This is a genomic window from Pseudomonas sp. PDM24 (genome assembly GCF_019218905.1).
Taxonomy (GTDB): domain Bacteria; phylum Pseudomonadota; class Gammaproteobacteria; order Pseudomonadales; family Pseudomonadaceae; genus Aquipseudomonas.
In genome coordinates this window covers 196979-215758 of the sequence record NZ_JAHUWR010000003.1, presented here as the reverse complement: position 1 = coordinate 215758, position 18780 = coordinate 196979, and the positions used below count along the sequence as shown (strand labels likewise).

Here is an 18780-nt window from a genome sequence, read left to right as displayed (position 1 = left end):
CATGTTTTATAAAACAAGAACGAGAAGACATGAAAATGACCGCATGCCCCCGCAAGCACACCACCCAGATAGCAGCAATATGTGCCTCCATGGCCGCCTTCAGCCCGGCCTTCGCCATCGAGATCGACACCGGTAGCTCAGATTGGACTGTCCGCTGGGATAATACCTTTCGCTACAACCTTCAGGCCCGTGTGGAGGGGCGTGATGATCGAATCGGGGGCAACCCTGCGTTCGACGACGGCGACTACAAGTTCGACAAAGGAGATATCACCTCCAATCGTCTGGATATCCTCAGCGAACTGGAGGTGGGCTGGCGCAACACCCACGGTTTCCGGGTTTCCGCATCGGGCTGGGCGGACCAGGCCTACGGCGATACCGACGTCGAACGTAATCCGGACCTCAGGGGAGTGCCGTCCTCGTACAACAACGATAAGTACTCTTCAACGACCAAGCGTTTTTACCGTGGGCCGTCTGGCGAGATCCTCGATGCATTCGTGTACGGCAACTTCGAGCTCGGCAACATGCCCCTGTCGGTGAAAGTGGGGCAGCATGTGGTCTATTGGGGCAACTCGGTCTTTACCCAATCCGGTATCGCCTACAGCCAATCGCCTGTTGATGGCCGCAAAGGTGCGGCGATTCCCGGTACTGAGGTGCGTGAGTTGTTCTTGCCGTTGAATCAGATTTCCGCAACGATGCAGGTAAACGACAATCTTTCGGTAGCGGCGCAATACTTCTTCGATTGGGACCATGTGCGTTCGCCAGAAGGCGGTACCTTCCTCGGCCCATCGGACTTCACCCTGGATGGTCCCGACAAGACCGGTGCCGGTCTGCCGTTTGTACGCGGCGATGCGGTAGAACCCGACAAAAAACGCGGCAACTGGGGTATCAACGCCAAGTACAACTTCGTCGACTGGAACGCCACCACGGTCGGTCTCTACTATCGTGAATTCGACGAGAAAAACGGCTTATGGCTGTTGCGCAACCCGGATAACGCCCTCGAGTACCGCGCTGTCTTTCCCGAGAAGACCAAGCTGTTTGGTCTGAGTGTCGACGCCACTATCGACGTATTCGCCGTGGGTGCCGAGATCGCTTATCGCAAGAACGCAGGCCTCAATACCGTAGGGTTCGCACAGTCGGACGAGGGCGCGCGAGGTGACACGTATCACGTGATCCTCAACACGATCTACGGCCTGACCCAGAACTCGTTGTGGGACTCGGGCACCGTGACCGCGGAATTGACCTACGACCATCTCATTGACGTGAAAAAGAACGAAAACCTGTTCTACGGTGAAGGCACCACGAACTGCCCTCGCGGCAAATGGGCAGGTTGCGCTACTGACGACGCCATTGGCCTGGGCATCCGTTTCGCGCCGCAGTGGTCCCAGGTCTACCCGGGTGTGGACCTGACGATGCCTGTTACTTACCAGGCGGGTCTGAAGGGCAATACCGCCGACTTCGGTGGTACCAACCAAGGCGCGGCCACCTACTCCATCGGTGGCGAGCTGAACATCCGCAACCAATGGACCGTTGCCCTGACCTACGCGGACTCGACCGCCAGAATCATGCGTAACGGCGCCTCGTATACCGGTAACGGTGCCTGGCAGACCACCGACCGCGGCCGTATCGGTCTGACCGTCAAGACCAGCTTCTAACAATAATGAGAGGTAGCGTTTCCATGAAAACCCAAGCGGCACTTTCCCTTGCGATCCTGTCTGCGTTCGCCATCCACTCAGCCTCTGCGGCTGTCAGCGCAGATGAGGCGGCCCTATTGGGCGCCAAGCTGACTGCATGGGGGGCGGAAAAGGCCGGCAACGCGGATGGCACTATTCCCGCTTATAACGGCGGAATGACCAAGCCTCCGGCCAACTATGTACAAGGTTCTGGTAAATGGGTCGATCCGTTTGCCGATGAGAAGCCCCAATTTACTATCGACGCCAAGAATGTTGCGAAATATGCGGACAAGCTCAGCCCTGGTGTGCAGGAGTTGATCAGGCGCTGGCCCGATACCTATAAGGTGAATGTCTATCCAACCCACCGCACTTATCCGCAGATGAGTGCCGAGCGGGCTGCCGCCACCTTGAAGAACGCCACCAATCCGGAATGCCAGACCACCAGTAATGGTGTTGGTGTCACTGGATGTGCCAACGGCGTTCCGTTCCCCATTCCGAAAGATGGCTACCAGGCCATGTGGAACCACTTGCTGCGTGAGCGAGCACCAGAGTTCACTGAAGGGCGCGGTACTAACTTGGTCGTGGACGCTGCAGGCAACCTGGCAACTCCACAGCAATTCAGCTTCTATGGTGCAACGCCTTACTGGTCGGGTGGTGGTGATTACTACTATTACAGCCTCACCAACACCCTCTCGCCAGCGCGGGATGCCGGTAACAAGGTTTTGCTATGGTACCCGCAGCGTTATGACACCAAGGATCAGCGTGCCTGGAGCTACTCCACTGGCCAGCGCCGTGTACGCCTGGCACCGGAGTTCTCTTACGACACGCCGATTACGCCGCTGGGCGGTGTGTTGTACTACGACGAGGCCAACATGTTTGCCGGGCGTATGGACCGCTTCGACTTCAAGCTAGTCGGCAAGAAGGAAATGTATGTTCCTTACAACAACTACAAGACTGTGACTGCGCCGATCGAGACCCTGATTGGCAAGCAGCACGTCAACCCGGATGTGATGCGCTGGGAGCTTCGCCGCGTATGGGTAGTCGAGGCAACATTGAAGAGCGGCATGCGCCATACGGCCTCCAAGCGTAACTACTATCTCGAGGAAGACAGTTGGAGCATTGTGGCCAGTGAAGGCTTCGACCAGGCCGGCAAAATCTTCCGCGTATTGCTTGGCAACACTGGCGCCAACTATGTATCCGGTATCGGCACTGTGGACTTTGTCTCCTGTCTGGCGGGTTATGACTTGGCCCGTGGTGGCTACACGTTCGTAGCCAGCCAGGGCGACCCCAAGGCGTCTTTCCTGATGGTCGACAAACTGCCGCCGAACGCCTTTACCCCTGAGGCCATGGCTGGGCGAGGCGTGCGCTAAAGCTCCGGACGATTCATCGTTGTTCCTTGTTTCTACCGTCTACACCGGCCCTCGGGTCGGTGTTTTTTTGTCTGCAGACAATGTGAAAGCAATTTGCAGGCGAAGAACGGGAGGGCTGCGCCACCGGAGGGCGCGCTTTTTTTTCATGACTTCCAAGGAACGAACACGCGTAAGCGTTTATTGCTGGCTGTATTGATCCTGCTTTCCCAAAGCATCCATGCCGCCAGTGGCGTTCTGGGCGTCAACTCGAGCTCCTGGACCGCGACAGCGCCAGCCGAGCCGACAGAGCCAGCGCCAACATCTGGTGCTCAGCGGTAAGGACGGTAGGACCATGCGGTCGGAGAAACCTTCCCTCCAGCAACGTCAGCCCCAAAACAACCAGCGGCTGAGGGCAATCACTTTCGAGAGCGGAACGCCTTGGGGGTTTTGGGAGTATTTACTCATCAAAAGGGGAAAGACGAAAAGGGGAAGTCGTACGAGGAACGGCGCTGGTACCCGCACTTATTTGGCAAGCTCAAAGGCTTGGGTGTGTGGTTGCAACTGGATCAGCAGTTGTAACAGAAAACCCTGTTGCAACTACGTCGCCAGTTAGAGGCGATTCCCACCAGCGCGCGATTGAGCCAAAAGGAGCTGGAACTGGCGGGGCGCTCTCAAGCAAGTGATGATTCTGGAAATCGTCGAAAGAGGATAAAAGACCAAGTTGAGTTGTTGGACGTTTTCTTAAGACCAGCGAATCTCCAACTGGCCATTCAGGTCGTCAACAACCAAAGGGTACGAGCTGAAACGATGAGGGCTGTGTACCCGTTGATAGGGAGCCCTGCCGCAAAGCTCCTGAGAAATAAATCGCCGACATCGAACTGAAGCTTAAACAGCGATATTCAGCGGGCGGCATTCGCATCACCTCCTGATTTCACCGCTTCCCATTGCTACGCCCTGGTCGGCTTATTGTCATCGACCAGGGCGAGCAGCGGCTAGGAGATTCGCTCACCCCCCAACGCATCAATTCCCTGCGAATGCGTAACCAACCGATGGCTGCTATCGGTGTCATGCGGTTCCACGGTGTGATGCGGTTCCACGGTGGGATGGGGCGATACCTGGTCGAAGTCGACGCTTGTCTGAATGTCCTTCCGGTCATTGAGCAGGAAGCTGGACAGTGCTGGAATCAATACCAGCGCGCCCAGCATGTTCCAGAGGAACATGAAGGTCAGCAGGATGCCCATGTCGGCCTGGAATTTGATCGGTGACCAGGCCCAGGTCATTACGCCGGCGGCCATGGTGATGCCGATCAGGGCCACGACTTTTCCGGTGAATCCGATAGCCAATTCGTACGACTCTGCCAGGGTGGCGCCAAGACGTTGGGCGCGCATTTGTACGCTGAGCAGGTAAAGGGCGTAGTCGACGCCCACACCAACGCCCAATGCGATTACCGGCAGGGTAGCGACCTTGATGCCGATGCCGAGGGCCACCATCAGGGCTTCGCAGAGGAAGGACGTAATAAGCAGGGGAACCATTGCTACGACGACTGCGCGCCAGCTTCTAAAGGTGATGAAACAGAGCAGGGTTACCGCCGCGTAGAGGAGTGCCAGGATCCGATAGTTGGCCTCCTTGACCACGATGTTGGTAGCCGCTTCGATACCGGCGGAACCCGCGGCGAGCAGAAATTGCGTGTCGGCGTCGTTGTTCTCTGCGGCGAAGGTTTCCACGGCCTTGGCCACTGCAGTTAGGGTGTCGGCCTTGTGGTCCTTAAGATAGGCAATCATCGGCGTCACGGTACCGTTGCCGTTGATCGCACCGGGGCTGTCAACGATCGCTTGGGCTACGGCTTGACCAATAACGCCGGGGTTGCGTGGGATGGTTCGCCATTTGGGATTGCCTTCGAATTGGCCGTAGGCGGTCTGCCGAATACTGTCGGGAAGTGAGCTGGTGGCAAGGACCTCCGGTAGTTGCTTCAACATCCATGCCAGGCGGTCCTGTTTAACCAGCGACTGGAAGCTTGAAACACCGTCTGCTTCAGAAGACTTCACAATCACGGCGAACTGATCGCCAGATAGGCCGTAATACTCGTTGATATATTCGCTGTCCTGGTTGTAGCGCGACTCGGCGCGCAGCTCTGGCGCGCCCTTGTCCAAGTCGCCGATTTTCAGGTATTTGAGGCTGACCGTAATGGCAACTGCACCAACAGCCAAAGACACTACTACCAACGGCAAAGCGACGCGTCGCTCTGTACAGCGTACGAGCAAGGACCACAGATTCAAGCGATGTTGATGGGCCTTTTCGGCGGCCTGGATGCTGCGTTGTGCCGCTTTCTCGCTGACGCCTATATACGACAGCGCCACAGGAATGAAGAACAGTTTGGTGAAAATCAGGATCAACACACCCACGCTGGTGGTCAGGGCGAGCGTCTGGATCACTGGGATATCAATGATCATCAGCACCGCGAAGCCCACCACGTTGGTGAGGAGGGCCGTCAGACCCGCCATGAATAGACGGCGGAAGGTGTAGCGCGCCGCCACGTATTTGTGGGTGCCGCGGCCAATGTCCTGCATCACGCCATTCATCTTCTGCGCGCCATGGGAAATACCGATGGCGAAGATCAGGAAGGGCACAAGGATGGAGTAGGGGTTCAGGTCATAGCCCAGCAACTGCATCAGCCCGAGCAGCCAGATGACGCCGCACAAGGCAGTTAGCACCAACAGCGCGGTACTGCGTAGGTCGCGAGTGTAGAGGTAGATGATCGCTGCGGCGATAAGGGCGGATAGGCCGAAAAACATCAGCACCTTCGCCAGGCCATCAATCAAGTCGCCGGTGAGTTTGGCGAATCCAATGATGTGAATCTTGTAGCTGCCTTTGAGCTGGGCACTTTCCGAGTCAGCTTGCGGGTGCTCAATTGGCGCACGGATTTCTTGCTCCAGGGTGTCGGACAGTGCTTTGTAGTCGAGAGGAACGCCCGTATCCGCCAGTTTGTCCAGCAACGGAACCATGATCATGCTGGACTTGTAGTCCGAGCCGATCAGGTTTCCGCGTAGATTGGCGCGCAGCGCGTTCAGCTTGAAGGTTTTGATCGAGTTGGCGCTGGCGTCGTAGTCGAAGGGCATCACCGGACCGCCCTTGTAGCCCTCCTCAGTGATTTCCGTCCAGCGCACGATGGGGGTCCAGACCGAGCGCATCAAGGCGCGGTCGACGCCTGGCGTCAGGAAGATCTTGTCGTTGACGCGTCTGACAACCTCCAAGTATTCGGGGTCGAAAATGTCGCCACTTTGGGTTTCCACCACCACCCGAATCGAGTTGCCGAGCCCCTTCAGCGAGTCTTTGTTGTCCAGGTAGTTTTTGATGAAGGGGTGCTTCTGCGGGACCATTTCATCGAAGCTGGCGTTGACCGTGAGCTGCGTGGCTCGATAGCTGAAGAACAAAGTGATGATCGCGCAAAAGAGCAACACCCATATCCGGTTGTTGAACACCATGCGTTCCAGCCAGTCACCCGAGTTTCTGTCGAAGTCATTCGGGTCGCTAATTACCGGTAACGCTGTCTTATGAGCGTTCGTGGCCACGGGGATACCTCATTCTTGTAATTGGATGGAAACGCTGAATTCAGGGTGGCTCAGGGTGTGGGGCTGAGTGTTTCCTGCTGGGCACCTGCCATACCGACAATCACCACTTTGTCGGACTCTACCGGCACAAGGGCGGTAAACATGGTGGGGCGTTCCACGCTCAGGGCTTGGATGGCGGCGTTGGTGTTGCGGGCGCTGAGCAGTTGACCACCCTGGCTGACCAGCAGGATCCGGCCGTTGTCGAGCATGGCGCCTCCGGTTAGAGCGGTGTCCACGCCGGCATCGATGGCGGTCCAGGTCGAGCCATGGTCTTTGCTGCGGTAGAGGGTTCCTTTCAGACCATACGCGAGCACCAGCCCGTTCTTGGCCAGTACGCCGAAGAAGCTGCCGTTGTAGCCGCTCGAGGAAGGCTTGAAGTGGTCATCACCCTGGCTTTTGACGAACACGGTGCCGCGCTCGGAGGCGATATAAAATGCATCACCATCACGGGTAATGGCGTTGAGGTGCAGCGACTCGGGATTGTCGACCTTGTCCATCTGCGGGACCCAGGTCTTGCCGCCGTCGGCGGTGTACAGGATCTGGTTGAAGGTCCCGACCACGTAACCATGCAGGTCATCAACGAAGGCGACATCCAGCCACGGTTGTTCGGGGCCACCCTCGGTGTTGAGCATCACATCATCGACGTACTTCTGGGCTTGCTCGTCGCCGTCCTTCAGTTTCTTTTCGTAGTAGTCGAGCATCAGTGGGCCAGCTGTACGTCCGTCGAGCTGTTTGCTCCAGGTTTCGCCGCCATCGGCGGTATGCAACACCACACCACTGTGGCCCACGGCCCAACCATTCTGTGGCGAGGAAAAGCTAACCGCTGTTAGGTCGACGTCAACCGGGCTATTGGCCTGGGTCCATGACAGGCCCTGATCGTCAGAGTAAAGGATATGACCACGCCAGCCCACTGCCACCAAACGCTGGCCAGCGGTGGCGATATCCAGCAACTGGGTGCTGGCGGCCATCGGCGATAAGGTGGCGGGACTGTCCAGCGGGTCCTTGTAGTCGGCATTGGCCGCCATAAACGGCACGGTGGCCAGTAAAGCGGCGAGTGGAACGGAGCGGAACAGAAAGGCTAGCTTCATGGCAATTCTTCTTATTTTAACATGGGTAACTAAGTTATATATTTTACCAAAAAGCCCTCGATGTAAATGCTTCTGTCGGTATACGTCGAACGATCAGACAAAGCGCAAGGACTGAGATAGACGATTCGCCTGGCACAGAGTCAGGGTGAGTCGCCGAACGCTTATCGCACCTGCACCCGAATCCAATTGGGCTTCTTTGGCGTCTCCTCGGTGGGCAGGATCCTCACCGGGATACGTGCGAGCTTTTCGGCTCCGCGCAGCTTTACCCCGGTGATTACGTTAGCCGGTTTGCCGGCAATTGAGTTGTCCATCTGCATGCTCGATGCCTTCGCTTCGACTTGGCCTTTGGGCGTTAACGGCCAGTGAATGAAGGTTTCTGCCTATTCAGAAAGGCGCGGATTCCAGTGCTGAAGTCCTGGGACTGAGTGCAAGCACAGAAACTTTCCCGTTCGGCATCGAGCTGCTGTTTGAGCGTTGCCTGCGGCGACTCCCGTACCAGGCGTTTGGTCTGCCCCAGAGCAAATGTGGGGGCAACGGCGAGCTTCTGTGCCATGGCTTCACAGGCATCTTGGAGTTGCTCGGCAGGATGCACGCGGTTGATCAGGCGCAGCTGAAGCGCCTCGGCTGCATCGAACGGCTCGCTAAGCAATAGCAGTTCTAGGCTCTTGTTTATGCCCACCAGGCGCGGCAGATGCCAGGATGCCGAAGCGTCGGGACTGGTGCCGATGCCGGTGTAGGCCAGGTTGAAACGGGTGCCTTCGGCGGCCAGGATAAAGTCACTGGCAAGTGCCAGGCTGACCCCGGCTCCGGCGACCATGCCATGCACGCCAGCCACTATCGGCAACGGCAATTGCGTCATCAGTTCGATGGCTTCATGCAACGGATCAATCAGCGCGCGGGCCTTGTCGGCGGTAGCGCCATCCAGATAGCTCAGATCACCACCGGCGCAGAAAGCACGGCCAAGCCCGTTGATCAGCACCACCCGAATATCGGTATTGATGGCGATTTCCTGCATTGCTTGCAAAAAGCCTTGTGCCAGGTCGACGGTCAAGGCGTTGAGTGCCTCAGGCCGGTTCAAACTGACGCGGGCAATAGCGCCGTCGATAACCAGTAGCACGCTGCGATTTTCTGCGGTCATGGAGGTGTCCTGTTCTTGGGGTGCGATACGTGGCTAGCGCCCTTGGGATGGCAAAGGGCGGCTGTACGAAGTATCAAGATGGGGAAAGACCTTGGATTGCAGGGCGCCGTATAGAACCCCCGTCGCCATGTCGATTAGCAACGTGCTGCGGGGGAGAGCGGTTGAGCCACTCTGTTCCAGCCAGGCTGGCAGATTGTTCAGCAGAGCGACCAGCACCGGGGGAATGGTGGTTTGCAGCGCGGCGTTCTCGGCTCCGAGCAGTTGCCCCAGCAGCGTGGAAAGGTGTTCCTCGTATTGCCGTCGCAGCAGCAGGATTTCTTCCTGATGCTGTGTGCTCAAGCAGTTGAATTCGTGCTCGGCGAGCCGGAAGTGCAGGCGTCTGTCTTCATGCAGTTGAAGATGGGCCTGCATGATCTGCAGCATCGCTATTTCCGGTCGGCCACTGTCGACTCGAAACGCCACCACTAGGTCGAGCAGATTCAGATAGACCGACTCGATCAGCTCGAAGAGCAGCAGCTCCTTGCTTTCGATATGGTTGTAGATAGAGCCCGGGCTGATGCCAAGGTCGTTAGCCAGGTCGCGCATGCTGACATGGCTGAAGCCTTGGCTGGCAAACAACTTGAGGGCGCTACGGCGAGTCTGATCGTAGCGTGAGTCGCGCCGCTGGGGCGGCAGAGCAGAGCAGACCTCTGTGTTCGATGAGGCCAGTGCATTAGGCATGCTTGTCTCCTGACACGCGAAGGTGTCGTACAGGCTGCTGAAGGGATCCGCCGAAACGGATCAGGCTCGCGCCTCGGCGATGAGGGTCTTGAAGGGCACTTTTTCGTTTGTCAGAGCTTGCGGATTCAACCGAGCCCGTTCGGCCACCAGCTTCTTGGAAAGCATAAATTCCTGGGGTTTGTTGACGGCGTCGACGGAGAGCAAATGCCCATCTTTGAAGTAGAAGACGGCAAAAGAGCGGGTGTTTGGGTCGCTCAGATCGCCGCGTACAACGAACTCATCAAACCCTTCCGAGAGCCCGACCATCTGCAGTTTCAAGTCGTACTGGTCCGACCAGAACCAGGGCACCGAGTGGTAAGGCACCTTGTTGCCAATCAAGGTATTTGCCGCGACCTTTCCCTGTTCCATTGCATTGGGGACCGACTCCAGGCGCACCCGTCTGCCCAGGTATTGGCTCGGATGGTTGGTGCAGTCGCCAGCGGCGACGATATCGGGATCGGATGTGCAGGCGTATTCGTCGACGATCACACCATTGTTCACCACCAGGCCGGCGGATTCGGCGAGCTCGGTATTGGCGATCAAGCCGATTCCAACCACCACCAGGTCTGCCTCGATCCTGCTGCCATCCGTCAGGTGCACGTGGGTGATTCGTTCGTCGCCTTCAAGCCCGGCGACCTGTGCGCCGGTGCGTAGGTCCACGCCGGCTTCACGGTGCACTCGCTCGAAAAATGCCGAAACTTCCGGGATCGTCACGCGTGCCAGTACCCGTGGCAAGCCTTCCAATACAGTGACCTGAAGGCCGAGCTTGAGCGCGACGGCGGCGGTTTCCAAACCAATAAAACCACCACCGATAATCACCATGCGGGCGCCAGGTTTGGAGCTGGCGCGAATACGCTCGATATCGTCGATAGTGCGCAACAAGAAGACATTGGGGCGATCAGCACCCTCCAGCGGCAACGGGCGCGCTCGGCCGCCGGTGGCGATCACCAATTTGTGGTAGGGAATGGAGCGGCCGTCTTCCAGGCTGACTTGCTTGTGTTCGCGGTCAATATGGGTAGCTCGTACGCCCCCGATAAATTCGATCTCAGCCTTTTCCAGGCTAGCAAGAGGTACCACGTACAACTCTTCGGCGGTCACCAGGCCCGCGTAGTAGGCCTTGGATAGCGGCGGGCGGCGATAGGGAACATGAGGCTCGTCGCCAATCATGGTCACGCGCCCGGTGTATCCGAGTTTGCGGAGTTCGCTTGCCACCTCGCCACCGGCCTGGCCGGCGCCGAGTATGACGATACCTGCTTCTTCGCTCATGTTGCCTCCAGGCAATCCTGACTACTGACGGAGTTCTTGTTGTCGTGGCCACCCCGGGATGACGCCAGGGTGGCTGGGGGTGTCAGTCGATACGACCGACCAGATGGCCGATGGGGAAGATCTCGCCGGCATTGACCAGGGTGGTCAGGGTGCCGCTGGCCGGGGATTCCACATCCAGTACGGACTTATCGCTTTCGATCGAGTAGATGACTTCCCCTTCGGCGACTTGCGCACCGTTCTCGGCGATCCATTCGACCAGTTGCACTTCGGATACGGCATCACCGGCGGCTGGGATTCTGAGTTCAGTCATTTCATGATTTCCTGAGTAGCTTTAACGATGGCGTCAGCGCCTTTGTAATGAAGGCCGAGCAGGCCCCCATGTTTCGGAACGGGCGCGTAGGCGCCAGCGATCCGTTGTATGGGAGCTTTGAGCTTGCCGAACAGCTCCTGATAGAGCAGGGCGGAGATTTCGGCGGCTGGGCCCATGAAGTCGGTGGCGCGGTGGGCGATCACGGCACGCCCGGTCTTGGCGACGGATTCGAGAATTGTCTGGCCATCCAGTGGTACCAGGCTGCGCAGGTCGATGACTTCGGCGCTGATACCTTGGCCCGCCAGGGCTTCAGCAGCCTTGAGGGCATCGCCCACCGCAGGGCCGTAGGAGATGATCGATACATCACTGCCTTCGCGGCGGATGGCCGCCAGGCCCAGGGGTATGCGGTACTCACCTTCCGGCATTTCCGAGCTACCAAACAGGGTCAGCATGGAATGGATCAGCACCACTGGGTCTGGATCGAAGATCGCCGACAGGAGCAGGCCTTTGGCGTCGGTCGGGTTGCTCGGATAGCACACTTTCAGACCAGGGGTGTGCATCAGCCAGGCTTCGGTTGACTGCGAGTGCTGGGCGCCATTGCCGGCTCCGACCAAGGTCATCATGGTCATCGGCACGGACATCTGTCCGCCCGTCATGTAGCGGGCTTTGGCGGCGTGGTTGACCATCTGGTCCATGGCCACGGGCAAGAAGTCCATCATCAGCAGTTCGCCCACTGGTTTCAGGCCTGCCAGGCCGGCGCCAACACAGGCGCCGAAAATGCCTTGTTCAGCAATCGGTGTAGAACGCACGCGATCACCAAAACGGGTGGATAGGCCGCGGCTGATACCAACCACGCCACTGGCTGGGTCGGCAATGTCTTCGCCCAGCATGATCACGCGTTCGTCTTGTTCCATAGCAATGGCGAGCGCTTCGTTGAACGCATCGCGCATTGTCGCCTTGCGCATCGGACCGGCCGGTAGGGCAGACGATTGCGGGCGAGTGCGGCTGATCGGTTGGAAGCCAGGGTCCTGATAGACATCGCTGACCACGTCGGCTTCGGTGAAGGGGGCCACAGGGGTTTCCAGCACAGTGGCTATGTCACGCGCCACTTCATCCGCTACACCCGCTTCCAGTGCCTGGAGTTCTGCCTCGTTGGCACGACCTTCGGCTAGCAGTTGCGCACGCAGTGCCTCGATAGGGTCGCGGGCGCGCTCGTCGGCCAACTCTTCCTGGTTCATATAGGCGCCGGCGTCGGCAAAGTAGTGCCCGCTCAGACGGTAGGTCATGGACTCGACGAAGGTCGGGCCGTTACCGCTGCGGGCACGTTCGATGGCTTCATTGAAGACGGCGGCCAGGGCATGCGGATCGCGACCACTGACGGTGACACCGGGCATGCGGTAGCCATCAGCCCGTTCGGCCAGCTTTTCCAGCACGGAATAGTCGGAGAGCGGAGTGGACTCGGCCCAGCCGTTGTTGTGGCAGACGAAGATGATCGGCAGCTTCCACAGCGAAGCGAAGAGCATCGCCTCGTGAACAGCACCAATGCTGGTGGCGCCATCGCCGAAGCTGACCGTAACCACCTTGCCGCTGCTCTGCAATTGCGAAGCCAGGGCCAGGCCGACGCCGACCGGAGCGCTGGAGCCGACGATACCTGTGGTCATCATCAGACCAAGGTCGGCGCGTGCCACGCCCATGCCGCCGCCCTTGCCGCCGCATACGCCGGCAGAGTGACCAATGCATTCGGCCAACAGCTCACGCAGAGGCAGGCCACGGGCCAGGGTATCTGCCAGTCCACGGTAGATGGTCACCATCTGGTCGTCCCTGCCCAGGCATTGAGCCAGGACGGAAGGAGCGAGCTCTTGACCGGTGACGGGATAGAAGCTGAAAGAGATCTTGCCAGCTCGAAGTTGTTTGGCGATGGCCTGTTCGGCGGCACGGATCAGTGCGACACGTCGGTAGATAGCCTTCATTTCGGCGGAGGCGAGAGGGGCCGGGTCTTTATGGGGGGACGTCGACACGCGTAAATCTCCTATGAATAGGGTTCAGGTTGTTGTGATTCTTGAGTGCCTGCACCGAGGCAGGTCTTAATCCTGTGGAAAACAAAATAACCGCAGAGATTTAACTTGTATACCTAATTTATCTATCTAGTTTTTTTTGCGACTGCGTTTGAGCGACGGTGTCATGTCGGTGAATCAAATGGGCTTGTGCTGTGTAACTTAGTTAACTATATTGGCGATGTCGTTCGTCAGGGCACGTTAGCCGTGACCGCCCAGGCGTATGAAAAGAATTGAGGAGGGGACATGTCCGGCAAAGAACAAGCAAAACAACCCACGCTCGGCATCCGCATGGCGGAAGACGCACAGCGCCCCATAGAAGGGGCTTTTGCTACCCGTTCCACATTCGATATGGGGACTGCAGACCTGCCCGTGGAGCGCTACATCTCGCGGCAGTTCCATGAGCGCGAGATGCAGGGGCTCTGGTCGCGTGTTTGGCAGATGGCCTGCCATGAAGGCGATATCCCGGAGATCGGTGACTACATCACTTACGAGATCGGCAATCGCTCGTTCATCGTGGTGCGCACGGCTGTAGATGAGATCAAGGCCTACCCAAACGCCTGCCTGCACCGAGCCATGCGTCTGGTCAAAGGGCAAGGCAAGGCCGGCGCCTTTACCTGTCCTTTCCATGGGTGGTCATGGGATCTGAATGGCTGTAATCGCCGCATTACCGAGGACTGGGATTTTCCGCAAACCTGCGATCGCAATATGAACCTGCCGGAGGCTAAGGTTGGCACCTGGGGCGGTTTCGTGTTCATCAATCCCGATGCCGAAAACGCCGAACCATTCGATAAGTGGCTCGGCGTGCTGCCCGAGCATTTCAGTCGACTGCCTCTGGAAGACTTCCGCGTCGCCGTGCATGTCGCGCGCATCGTGCCTGGCAACTGGAAAGTGGCGATGGAAGCGTTTATCGAGTCCTACCACGTGATGCCGACGCACCCGCAGTCGGTGCCGGTGTCCGAGTACGCCGAGACCCAGTACGACATCTTCGATCGCAACGTCAGCCGTCTGGCCACTGTGTCGATAGCACAGGCTTCAGGTATCACCCGCAAGATGTCGCAGCAGGAGTTCGCAGACTATGCGGCCAAGGGCACCGGCCGCGAATCCATCCAGGTTCCCGAGGGCATGACCTACCGCAGTGCCCTGGCCGATCAGCGCCGCCAAGCTGCCGCCGCTGCGATGGGCAAGTCGCTGGACCATCTCAACGATGTCGAGTTGCTTGATGCGATCGAGTACTTCCTGTTCCCTAACTTCATGCCCTGGTATGGCATGGGGCTTCCGATCGTCTATCGCTTCCGCCCCAATAAGGACAATCACGACAGCTGCATCATGGAGGTTTACGTGATGACGCCGCGGTTGCTTTCCGAGCCCATGCAGAAGAGCCCGGAAATCCTCTGGTTGCCGGAGGACAAGCCCTTTGTCGACAACCCGGCACTTGGGCGTCTGGCGCCGATCTTCGATCAGGATTACGAAAACATCGAAGGCGTCTGGGTGGGGCTACAGTCGACCCTGAAAAAAGGCCTGGTGCTGGGCAGTTACCAAGAAGCGCGCATTCGTCATTACCACGGTCGCATCGACGACTTTATCAATGCTCAAGAGAAGTAAACGACCATGAACAACATCCCCGATAATACCGAGGAAGATCTTTCTCAGAGCATTCTCTATGAGGTCATCGATGGGCATATCGCCCGCATCACGCTGAATCGGCCGCACCGCAAGAATGCGATCGTGACGCCGGACATGAACGACATGCTGGCCCAGGCGTTCGCCAAGGCGCAGGACGACGACGAGATCAAGGTGATCATCCTGGCGGGTAACGGCAGTGATTTCTGCTCCGGGGAAGACACCAAGAAAATGCCGGTCGAGGCGTTCGGCCTGAAAAAAGGTGGTCGGCTTGGCCAGTCCAAGCGCATGCGTGGTATCCGAAAGCTGCTCGACAGCACCCTGACCGGCACCATTTGGGGCGACAAGGTGGTGATCCTGGCAGCGCAAGGCGCTGTACTGGGGCAGGGGTTCTCCTTTGCCATGACGGCTGACATTCTGATCCTCTCCGAAGATGCGTATGTAGCTCGTCGTCAGAGCCGCATTGGTTTTGCCGGCTTCGAAACCCAACTGCCGATGACCATGCTGCGCCTGGGCTTGAACCGGGGGATGGAGGTTCTTCTGACCGGTCGCAAGATGAGCGCCCAGGAGCTCAAAGAGTGGGGGGTCGCCAACTCGGTGGTGCCGCGTGAAAAACTGGAAGACGAAGCGCTGCGATATGCCCGCGCCGTGGCGGCCCACAGCACCGACAACCTGATGCTTGGCAAACGTGCGCTGCAGCAGTACTTCCATGGTCTGGGTATTGGCGCCTTCCTTAACTTCGCTACCGTAGGGCACTCGTTGTTCTCCAACGTGGTATGGCGAGAGGACGAGATTAATTTTCTGCGCGAGCGGGATCGCGTCGGCGGCCGCCAGGCCATGAAAAACCTCAACCAGGTCTGGGACGACCTGGGGTTCGACTGAGGCGCCGCGGACTATGGAACTTAACTACGGACCAGAACACGACGAGTACCGCGAACAGGTACGCGGCTTTCTTCGCGAAACCTGGAAGGAAGGTGCGGATGTCGTCGCCTTTCGTCAGCAGGCCATCGAGGCCGGCTACCTGTATCGGGGTATTCCCAAGCGTTTCGGCGGTTCTGAGCAGCCGTCCGATGTCATCCGGGCACGAATCATTGCCGAAGAGTTCGCTGCGGCCAAGGCTCCGGGGGAAATCAAAGGCAATGGCGTGCAGATGCTGGTGCCAACCCTGCTTGAACGCGGCGCCGAATGGCAGAAGGAACGCTTTGTCGCCAAGACGCTGAGTGGCGAGTATCGCTGGGCCCAGGGGTTCAGCGAACCGGGCTCGGGCAGCGACTTGGCAAGCCTGCGGACCCGTGGCGAACTGCGCGATGGGCAGTGGGTGATCAATGGTCAGAAGGTATGGACGTCCTATGCCAAGGACTGCCAGTACATGTTCGCTCTAATTCGTACTGAACCGGAGGCGAGCAAGCATCAGGGGATTTCCTACCTGCTGATTGATCTCGACCAGCCGGGCATTGATATCCGCCCGATGAAGCAGATCAACGGTGGAAATGATTTCAACGAGGTGTTCTTCACCGATGCGGTGACCCCCGAAGATTGGATTGTAGGCGAGCGAGGCAATGGCTGGAGCGTATCCAAGTCATTGCTTAAGCATGAGCGCAACATGCTCGGTGGTATAGATCGTTCCGAGTCGCTGTTCGACAGCCTTTTGGGATTGGCAAAACGGACCTCAAAAAATGGTGCGCCGGCGATCAAGGATCCTTGGGTTCGCGACCGGTTGGCCGCGCTCAAGGCCGAGCTGGAGGTGCAACGCTGCTCCAGCTTCATTCAGATGACTCGCGAGCTGTCGGGTAACGGCGGCGGTTTGCTGCAGATGATGAACAAGCTTGGGCAGTCCAATTATGCCGCGGCGGTGGCGGACGTGGCCAATGCGGTTCTTGAAGATGAAGGGTTGATCTCGCCGATCGGTAACCGCCGACCAGGTAACGAGCGTTGGGTCAATCAGTACATGAACTCCCTGGCGGCGGCAATTGCCGGCGGCACCTCCAATATCCAGCGCAACATCATCGCCGAGCGTGGTCTCGGCTTGCCGCGGGAGAGCAGTCAAGAATGAGGTTCGATCTAGACGAGCAACAGCGCGCCTTTCAGGACGCTGTAGTGGATTACCTGCGCGCCGAATGCCCAATGAATCGAGCTCTTGAGCCGCACGAGCACGGCCAGGCTGACTTTGCGCTCTGGCGCGGGCTGATGGACCTGGGCATTGGCGGCATGGTGGTGCCGGAAGAGTATGGCGGCCTCGGTCTTGGCCTGCTTGATCTGGCCGTGGTGGCCGAGCCGGTGGGACGTTATGCCATGCCGGGTCCGTTCTTCGAGCATGCCCTGGCGACACTGGCTATCACCATTGCTGCTAGCGAGGAGCAGAAGGCCAAATGGCTGCCGGCGTTGGTAACGGGTGAGCTGCGCGCTACGGTTGCCTTGGCGGAAGCCAAGGGTGAGTGGACAGCGGATACCTGGACCCTTGAAGGCGAAGGGCAACTGACCGGTCGCAAGCAATACGTGCTACACGCCGAAGGCGCTGATCTGATTGTGGTTGGTCTCAAGGGCGGCGCTTTGGCGGTGGTGCAGGGCGATGCCGGCGGTATCGACCGTACTGATGTCCCTTCCACAGATGCTGGGCGTACGTTGGCCCATCTGGAATTTAATCAGGTAGCCATCGAGCATCTGCCAATCAAAGCTGGCGAGAGCGTAGTGGACGCCGGGCTCATTCTGTTAGCTGCCGACGCTTTCGGCGGCGCCTCCCGGGCCGTGAATCTGGCGGTGGAATACAGCAAGGAGCGCGAGCAATTCGGTCAGGTGATTGGCGCTTTCCAGGCAGTGAAACACCAACTGGCTGACATGGCATTGATGGTGGAACCCTGCGTCGGCCTGTACTGGTACGCAGCGCATATGTTTGATACCGCACCGCTGGGTGCCCATGAGGCGGCGGCCTTGGCCAAAGCCCATATCACCGAGGTTTACCCGAAGGTCACTCGTCGCATGATCGAGGCCCATGGCGGCATCGGTTACACCTGGGAATATGGCGCACATATTTGGCTCAAGCGCGCCTTGTTCGATCAGGCCTATCTGGGCATGCCCCAGTCACACCGTGCTCGTGTTGCCACGATGTCCGGCTGGTAAAAGAGGGTTTTCATGACAGGCAAGACCGTATTCATTTCGGGCGGTACCAGCGGAATCAATCTGGGTATCGCCAAGGGCTTTGCTGCCCAAGGGGACAAGGTTCTGGTGTTCGGACGCGATCCGAACAAGGCAGAGGATGCTGCCGAGGAGATCCGCGCGCAAACGGGTGGCACCGTTATGGCCGGTAGTGCCGATGTCCGTGACTTCGCAGCGATACGTGAACTGTTCGAGCGGGCGACGGAAACGCTGGGAGCTCCCAGTGTGGTGATTGCCGGTGCAGCTGGTAACTTCATGTCGCCGGCGGTGGGTATCTCGGCGAATGGGTTCAAGACGGTGGTAGATATCGACCTACTGGGCACCTATAACGTGTTTCGTGCGGCCTACGATTTTGTGCTCAAGCCAGGTGCTTCACTGATTGCTATCACTGCGCCGCAGGCCGTGCAGCCGCTGCCGCAGCAAGTCCATGTTTGTGCCGCCAAGGCAGGCGTGAACATGGTGGTCAAGGTGTTGGCGATGGAGTGGGGGCAGGCCGGCATTCGCGTGAATGCTATTTCCCCAGGGCCGATTCGCGGTACCGAAGGTGTCGAGCGCATGGCGCCCACCGAGGAGGACAAGACCAAATGGAGTTCGCATACCGCTTTGCGTCGTTTCGGCACGCCGGCGGATATCGCCCAGGCGGCGATATTTCTGTCATCTGACAACGGCAGCTACATCACCGGCACCATTCTCGATTGCGATGGCGGCATGAAGCTCGGTGATGCCAGCGGTGACTTCATCACCCCGCCACAACGTTAAGGA

14 protein-coding genes and 1 pseudogene are annotated in these 18780 nt (G+C 58.4%); 7 read left to right on the top strand and 8 right to left on the bottom strand.

The window, feature by feature from the left end; all coding sequences use genetic code 11:
- Positions 1–29: 29 nt before the first annotated feature.
- Positions 30–1652, top strand: a complete 1623-nt coding sequence (locus KW837_RS12625) for a DUF1302 domain-containing protein (RefSeq protein WP_371317127.1) — start codon at positions 30–32, stop codon at positions 1650–1652.
- A gap of 23 nt (positions 1653–1675) precedes the next feature.
- Positions 1676–3040 carry a DUF1329 domain-containing protein gene (locus tag KW837_RS12620; RefSeq protein ID WP_218396132.1) on the top strand — a complete coding sequence of 455 codons (1365 nt, stop codon included), beginning with the start codon at positions 1676–1678 and terminating at the stop codon, positions 3038–3040.
- Between the two features lie 971 nt (positions 3041–4011).
- Here KW837_RS12620 and KW837_RS12615 read toward each other — a convergent pair.
- The 8 genes and pseudogenes from KW837_RS12615 to KW837_RS12580 form a co-directional block, all read right to left on the bottom strand.
- The gene (locus KW837_RS12615; protein ID WP_371317126.1) at positions 4012–6588 is read right to left on the bottom strand and encodes an RND family transporter; all 2577 of its coding nucleotides are present in this window, start codon (positions 6586–6588) and stop codon (positions 4012–4014) included.
- 50 nt (positions 6589–6638) lie between these two features.
- Positions 6639–7715: a YCF48-related protein gene (locus KW837_RS12610; protein ID WP_218396130.1), complete on the bottom strand. Its 1077-nt coding sequence runs from the start codon at positions 7713–7715 to the stop codon at positions 6639–6641.
- A gap of 167 nt (positions 7716–7882) precedes the next feature.
- Positions 7883–8026, bottom strand: a pseudogene (locus tag KW837_RS12605) (lipoyl synthase); the annotation flags it as partial.
- A gap of 41 nt (positions 8027–8067) precedes the next feature.
- Positions 8068–8853, bottom strand: coding sequence for an enoyl-CoA hydratase/isomerase family protein (locus tag KW837_RS12600; RefSeq protein ID WP_218396128.1), 786 nt, complete (start codon positions 8851–8853; stop codon positions 8068–8070).
- 33 nt (positions 8854–8886) lie between these two features.
- Positions 8887–9573 carry a TetR/AcrR family transcriptional regulator gene (locus KW837_RS12595; protein WP_218396126.1) on the bottom strand — a complete coding sequence of 229 codons (687 nt, stop codon included), beginning with the start codon at positions 9571–9573 and terminating at the stop codon, positions 8887–8889.
- A 60-nt stretch (positions 9574–9633) separates the two neighbouring features.
- Complete coding sequence (locus KW837_RS12590; protein WP_218396124.1) at positions 9634–10878, bottom strand: NAD(P)/FAD-dependent oxidoreductase; 1245 nt, start codon at positions 10876–10878, stop codon at positions 9634–9636.
- Positions 10879–10960: 82 nt separating this feature from the next.
- Entirely contained in the window at positions 10961–11188 is a 228-nt protein-coding gene (locus KW837_RS12585; protein WP_218396122.1) for a lipoyl domain-containing protein, read from the bottom strand.
- A complete protein-coding gene (locus KW837_RS12580) occupies positions 11185–13206 on the bottom strand; it encodes an alpha-ketoacid dehydrogenase subunit alpha/beta (protein ID WP_218396120.1) in 2022 nt (673 codons plus the stop codon). The genes KW837_RS12585 and KW837_RS12580 overlap by 4 nt, the downstream gene beginning before the upstream one ends.
- Positions 13207–13488: 282 nt before the next feature.
- Here KW837_RS12580 and KW837_RS12575 point away from each other — a divergent pair, with 282 nt between their 5' ends.
- The 5 genes from KW837_RS12575 to KW837_RS12555 are packed head-to-tail and all read left to right on the top strand — an operon-like array spanning position 13489 to position 18777.
- Positions 13489–14847: an SRPBCC family protein gene (locus KW837_RS12575; RefSeq protein WP_218396117.1), complete on the top strand. Its 1359-nt coding sequence runs from the start codon at positions 13489–13491 to the stop codon at positions 14845–14847.
- Positions 14848–14853: 6 nt separating this feature from the next.
- Positions 14854–15747, top strand: a complete 894-nt coding sequence (locus tag KW837_RS12570; protein WP_218396115.1) for an enoyl-CoA hydratase/isomerase family protein — start codon at positions 14854–14856, stop codon at positions 15745–15747.
- Positions 15748–15760: 13 nt separating this feature from the next.
- The gene (locus KW837_RS12565; RefSeq protein ID WP_218396112.1) at positions 15761–16918 is read left to right on the top strand and encodes an acyl-CoA dehydrogenase family protein; all 1158 of its coding nucleotides are present in this window, start codon (positions 15761–15763) and stop codon (positions 16916–16918) included.
- Positions 16915–17982 (top strand): acyl-CoA dehydrogenase family protein, encoded by a 1068-nt coding sequence (locus KW837_RS12560; protein WP_218396110.1) that lies wholly within the window; start codon positions 16915–16917, stop codon positions 17980–17982. The genes KW837_RS12565 and KW837_RS12560 overlap by 4 nt, the downstream gene beginning before the upstream one ends.
- A 12-nt stretch (positions 17983–17994) precedes the next feature.
- Positions 17995–18777 carry an SDR family oxidoreductase gene (locus KW837_RS12555; RefSeq protein ID WP_218396107.1) on the top strand — a complete coding sequence of 261 codons (783 nt, stop codon included), beginning with the start codon at positions 17995–17997 and terminating at the stop codon, positions 18775–18777.
- Positions 18778–18780 lie beyond the last annotated feature (3 nt).

What these genes read in the sequence shown, in the direction of transcription:
- KW837_RS12625 (WP_371317127.1), top strand. Translation starts at nt 30, where the DNA reads ATGAAAATGACCGCATGCCCCCGCAAGCACACCACCCAGATAGCAGCA.
- KW837_RS12620 (WP_218396132.1), top strand. Translation starts at nt 1,676, where the DNA reads ATGAAAACCCAAGCGGCACTTTCCCTTGCGATCCTGTCTGCGTTCGCC.
- KW837_RS12610 (WP_218396130.1), bottom strand. Translation starts at nt 7,715, where the DNA reads ATGAAGCTAGCCTTTCTGTTCCGCTCCGTTCCACTCGCCGCTTTACTG.
- KW837_RS12600 (WP_218396128.1), bottom strand. Translation starts at nt 8,853, where the DNA reads ATGACCGCAGAAAATCGCAGCGTGCTACTGGTTATCGACGGCGCTATT.
- KW837_RS12595 (WP_218396126.1), bottom strand. Translation starts at nt 9,573, where the DNA reads ATGCCTAATGCACTGGCCTCATCGAACACAGAGGTCTGCTCTGCTCTG.
- KW837_RS12590 (WP_218396124.1), bottom strand. Translation starts at nt 10,878, where the DNA reads ATGAGCGAAGAAGCAGGTATCGTCATACTCGGCGCCGGCCAGGCCGGT.
- KW837_RS12585 (WP_218396122.1), bottom strand. Translation starts at nt 11,188, where the DNA reads ATGACTGAACTCAGAATCCCAGCCGCCGGTGATGCCGTATCCGAAGTG.
- KW837_RS12575 (WP_218396117.1), top strand. Translation starts at nt 13,489, where the DNA reads ATGTCCGGCAAAGAACAAGCAAAACAACCCACGCTCGGCATCCGCATG.
- KW837_RS12570 (WP_218396115.1), top strand. Translation starts at nt 14,854, where the DNA reads ATGAACAACATCCCCGATAATACCGAGGAAGATCTTTCTCAGAGCATT.
- KW837_RS12565 (WP_218396112.1), top strand. Translation starts at nt 15,761, where the DNA reads ATGGAACTTAACTACGGACCAGAACACGACGAGTACCGCGAACAGGTA.
- KW837_RS12560 (WP_218396110.1), top strand. Translation starts at nt 16,915, where the DNA reads ATGAGGTTCGATCTAGACGAGCAACAGCGCGCCTTTCAGGACGCTGTA.
- KW837_RS12555 (WP_218396107.1), top strand. Translation starts at nt 17,995, where the DNA reads ATGACAGGCAAGACCGTATTCATTTCGGGCGGTACCAGCGGAATCAAT.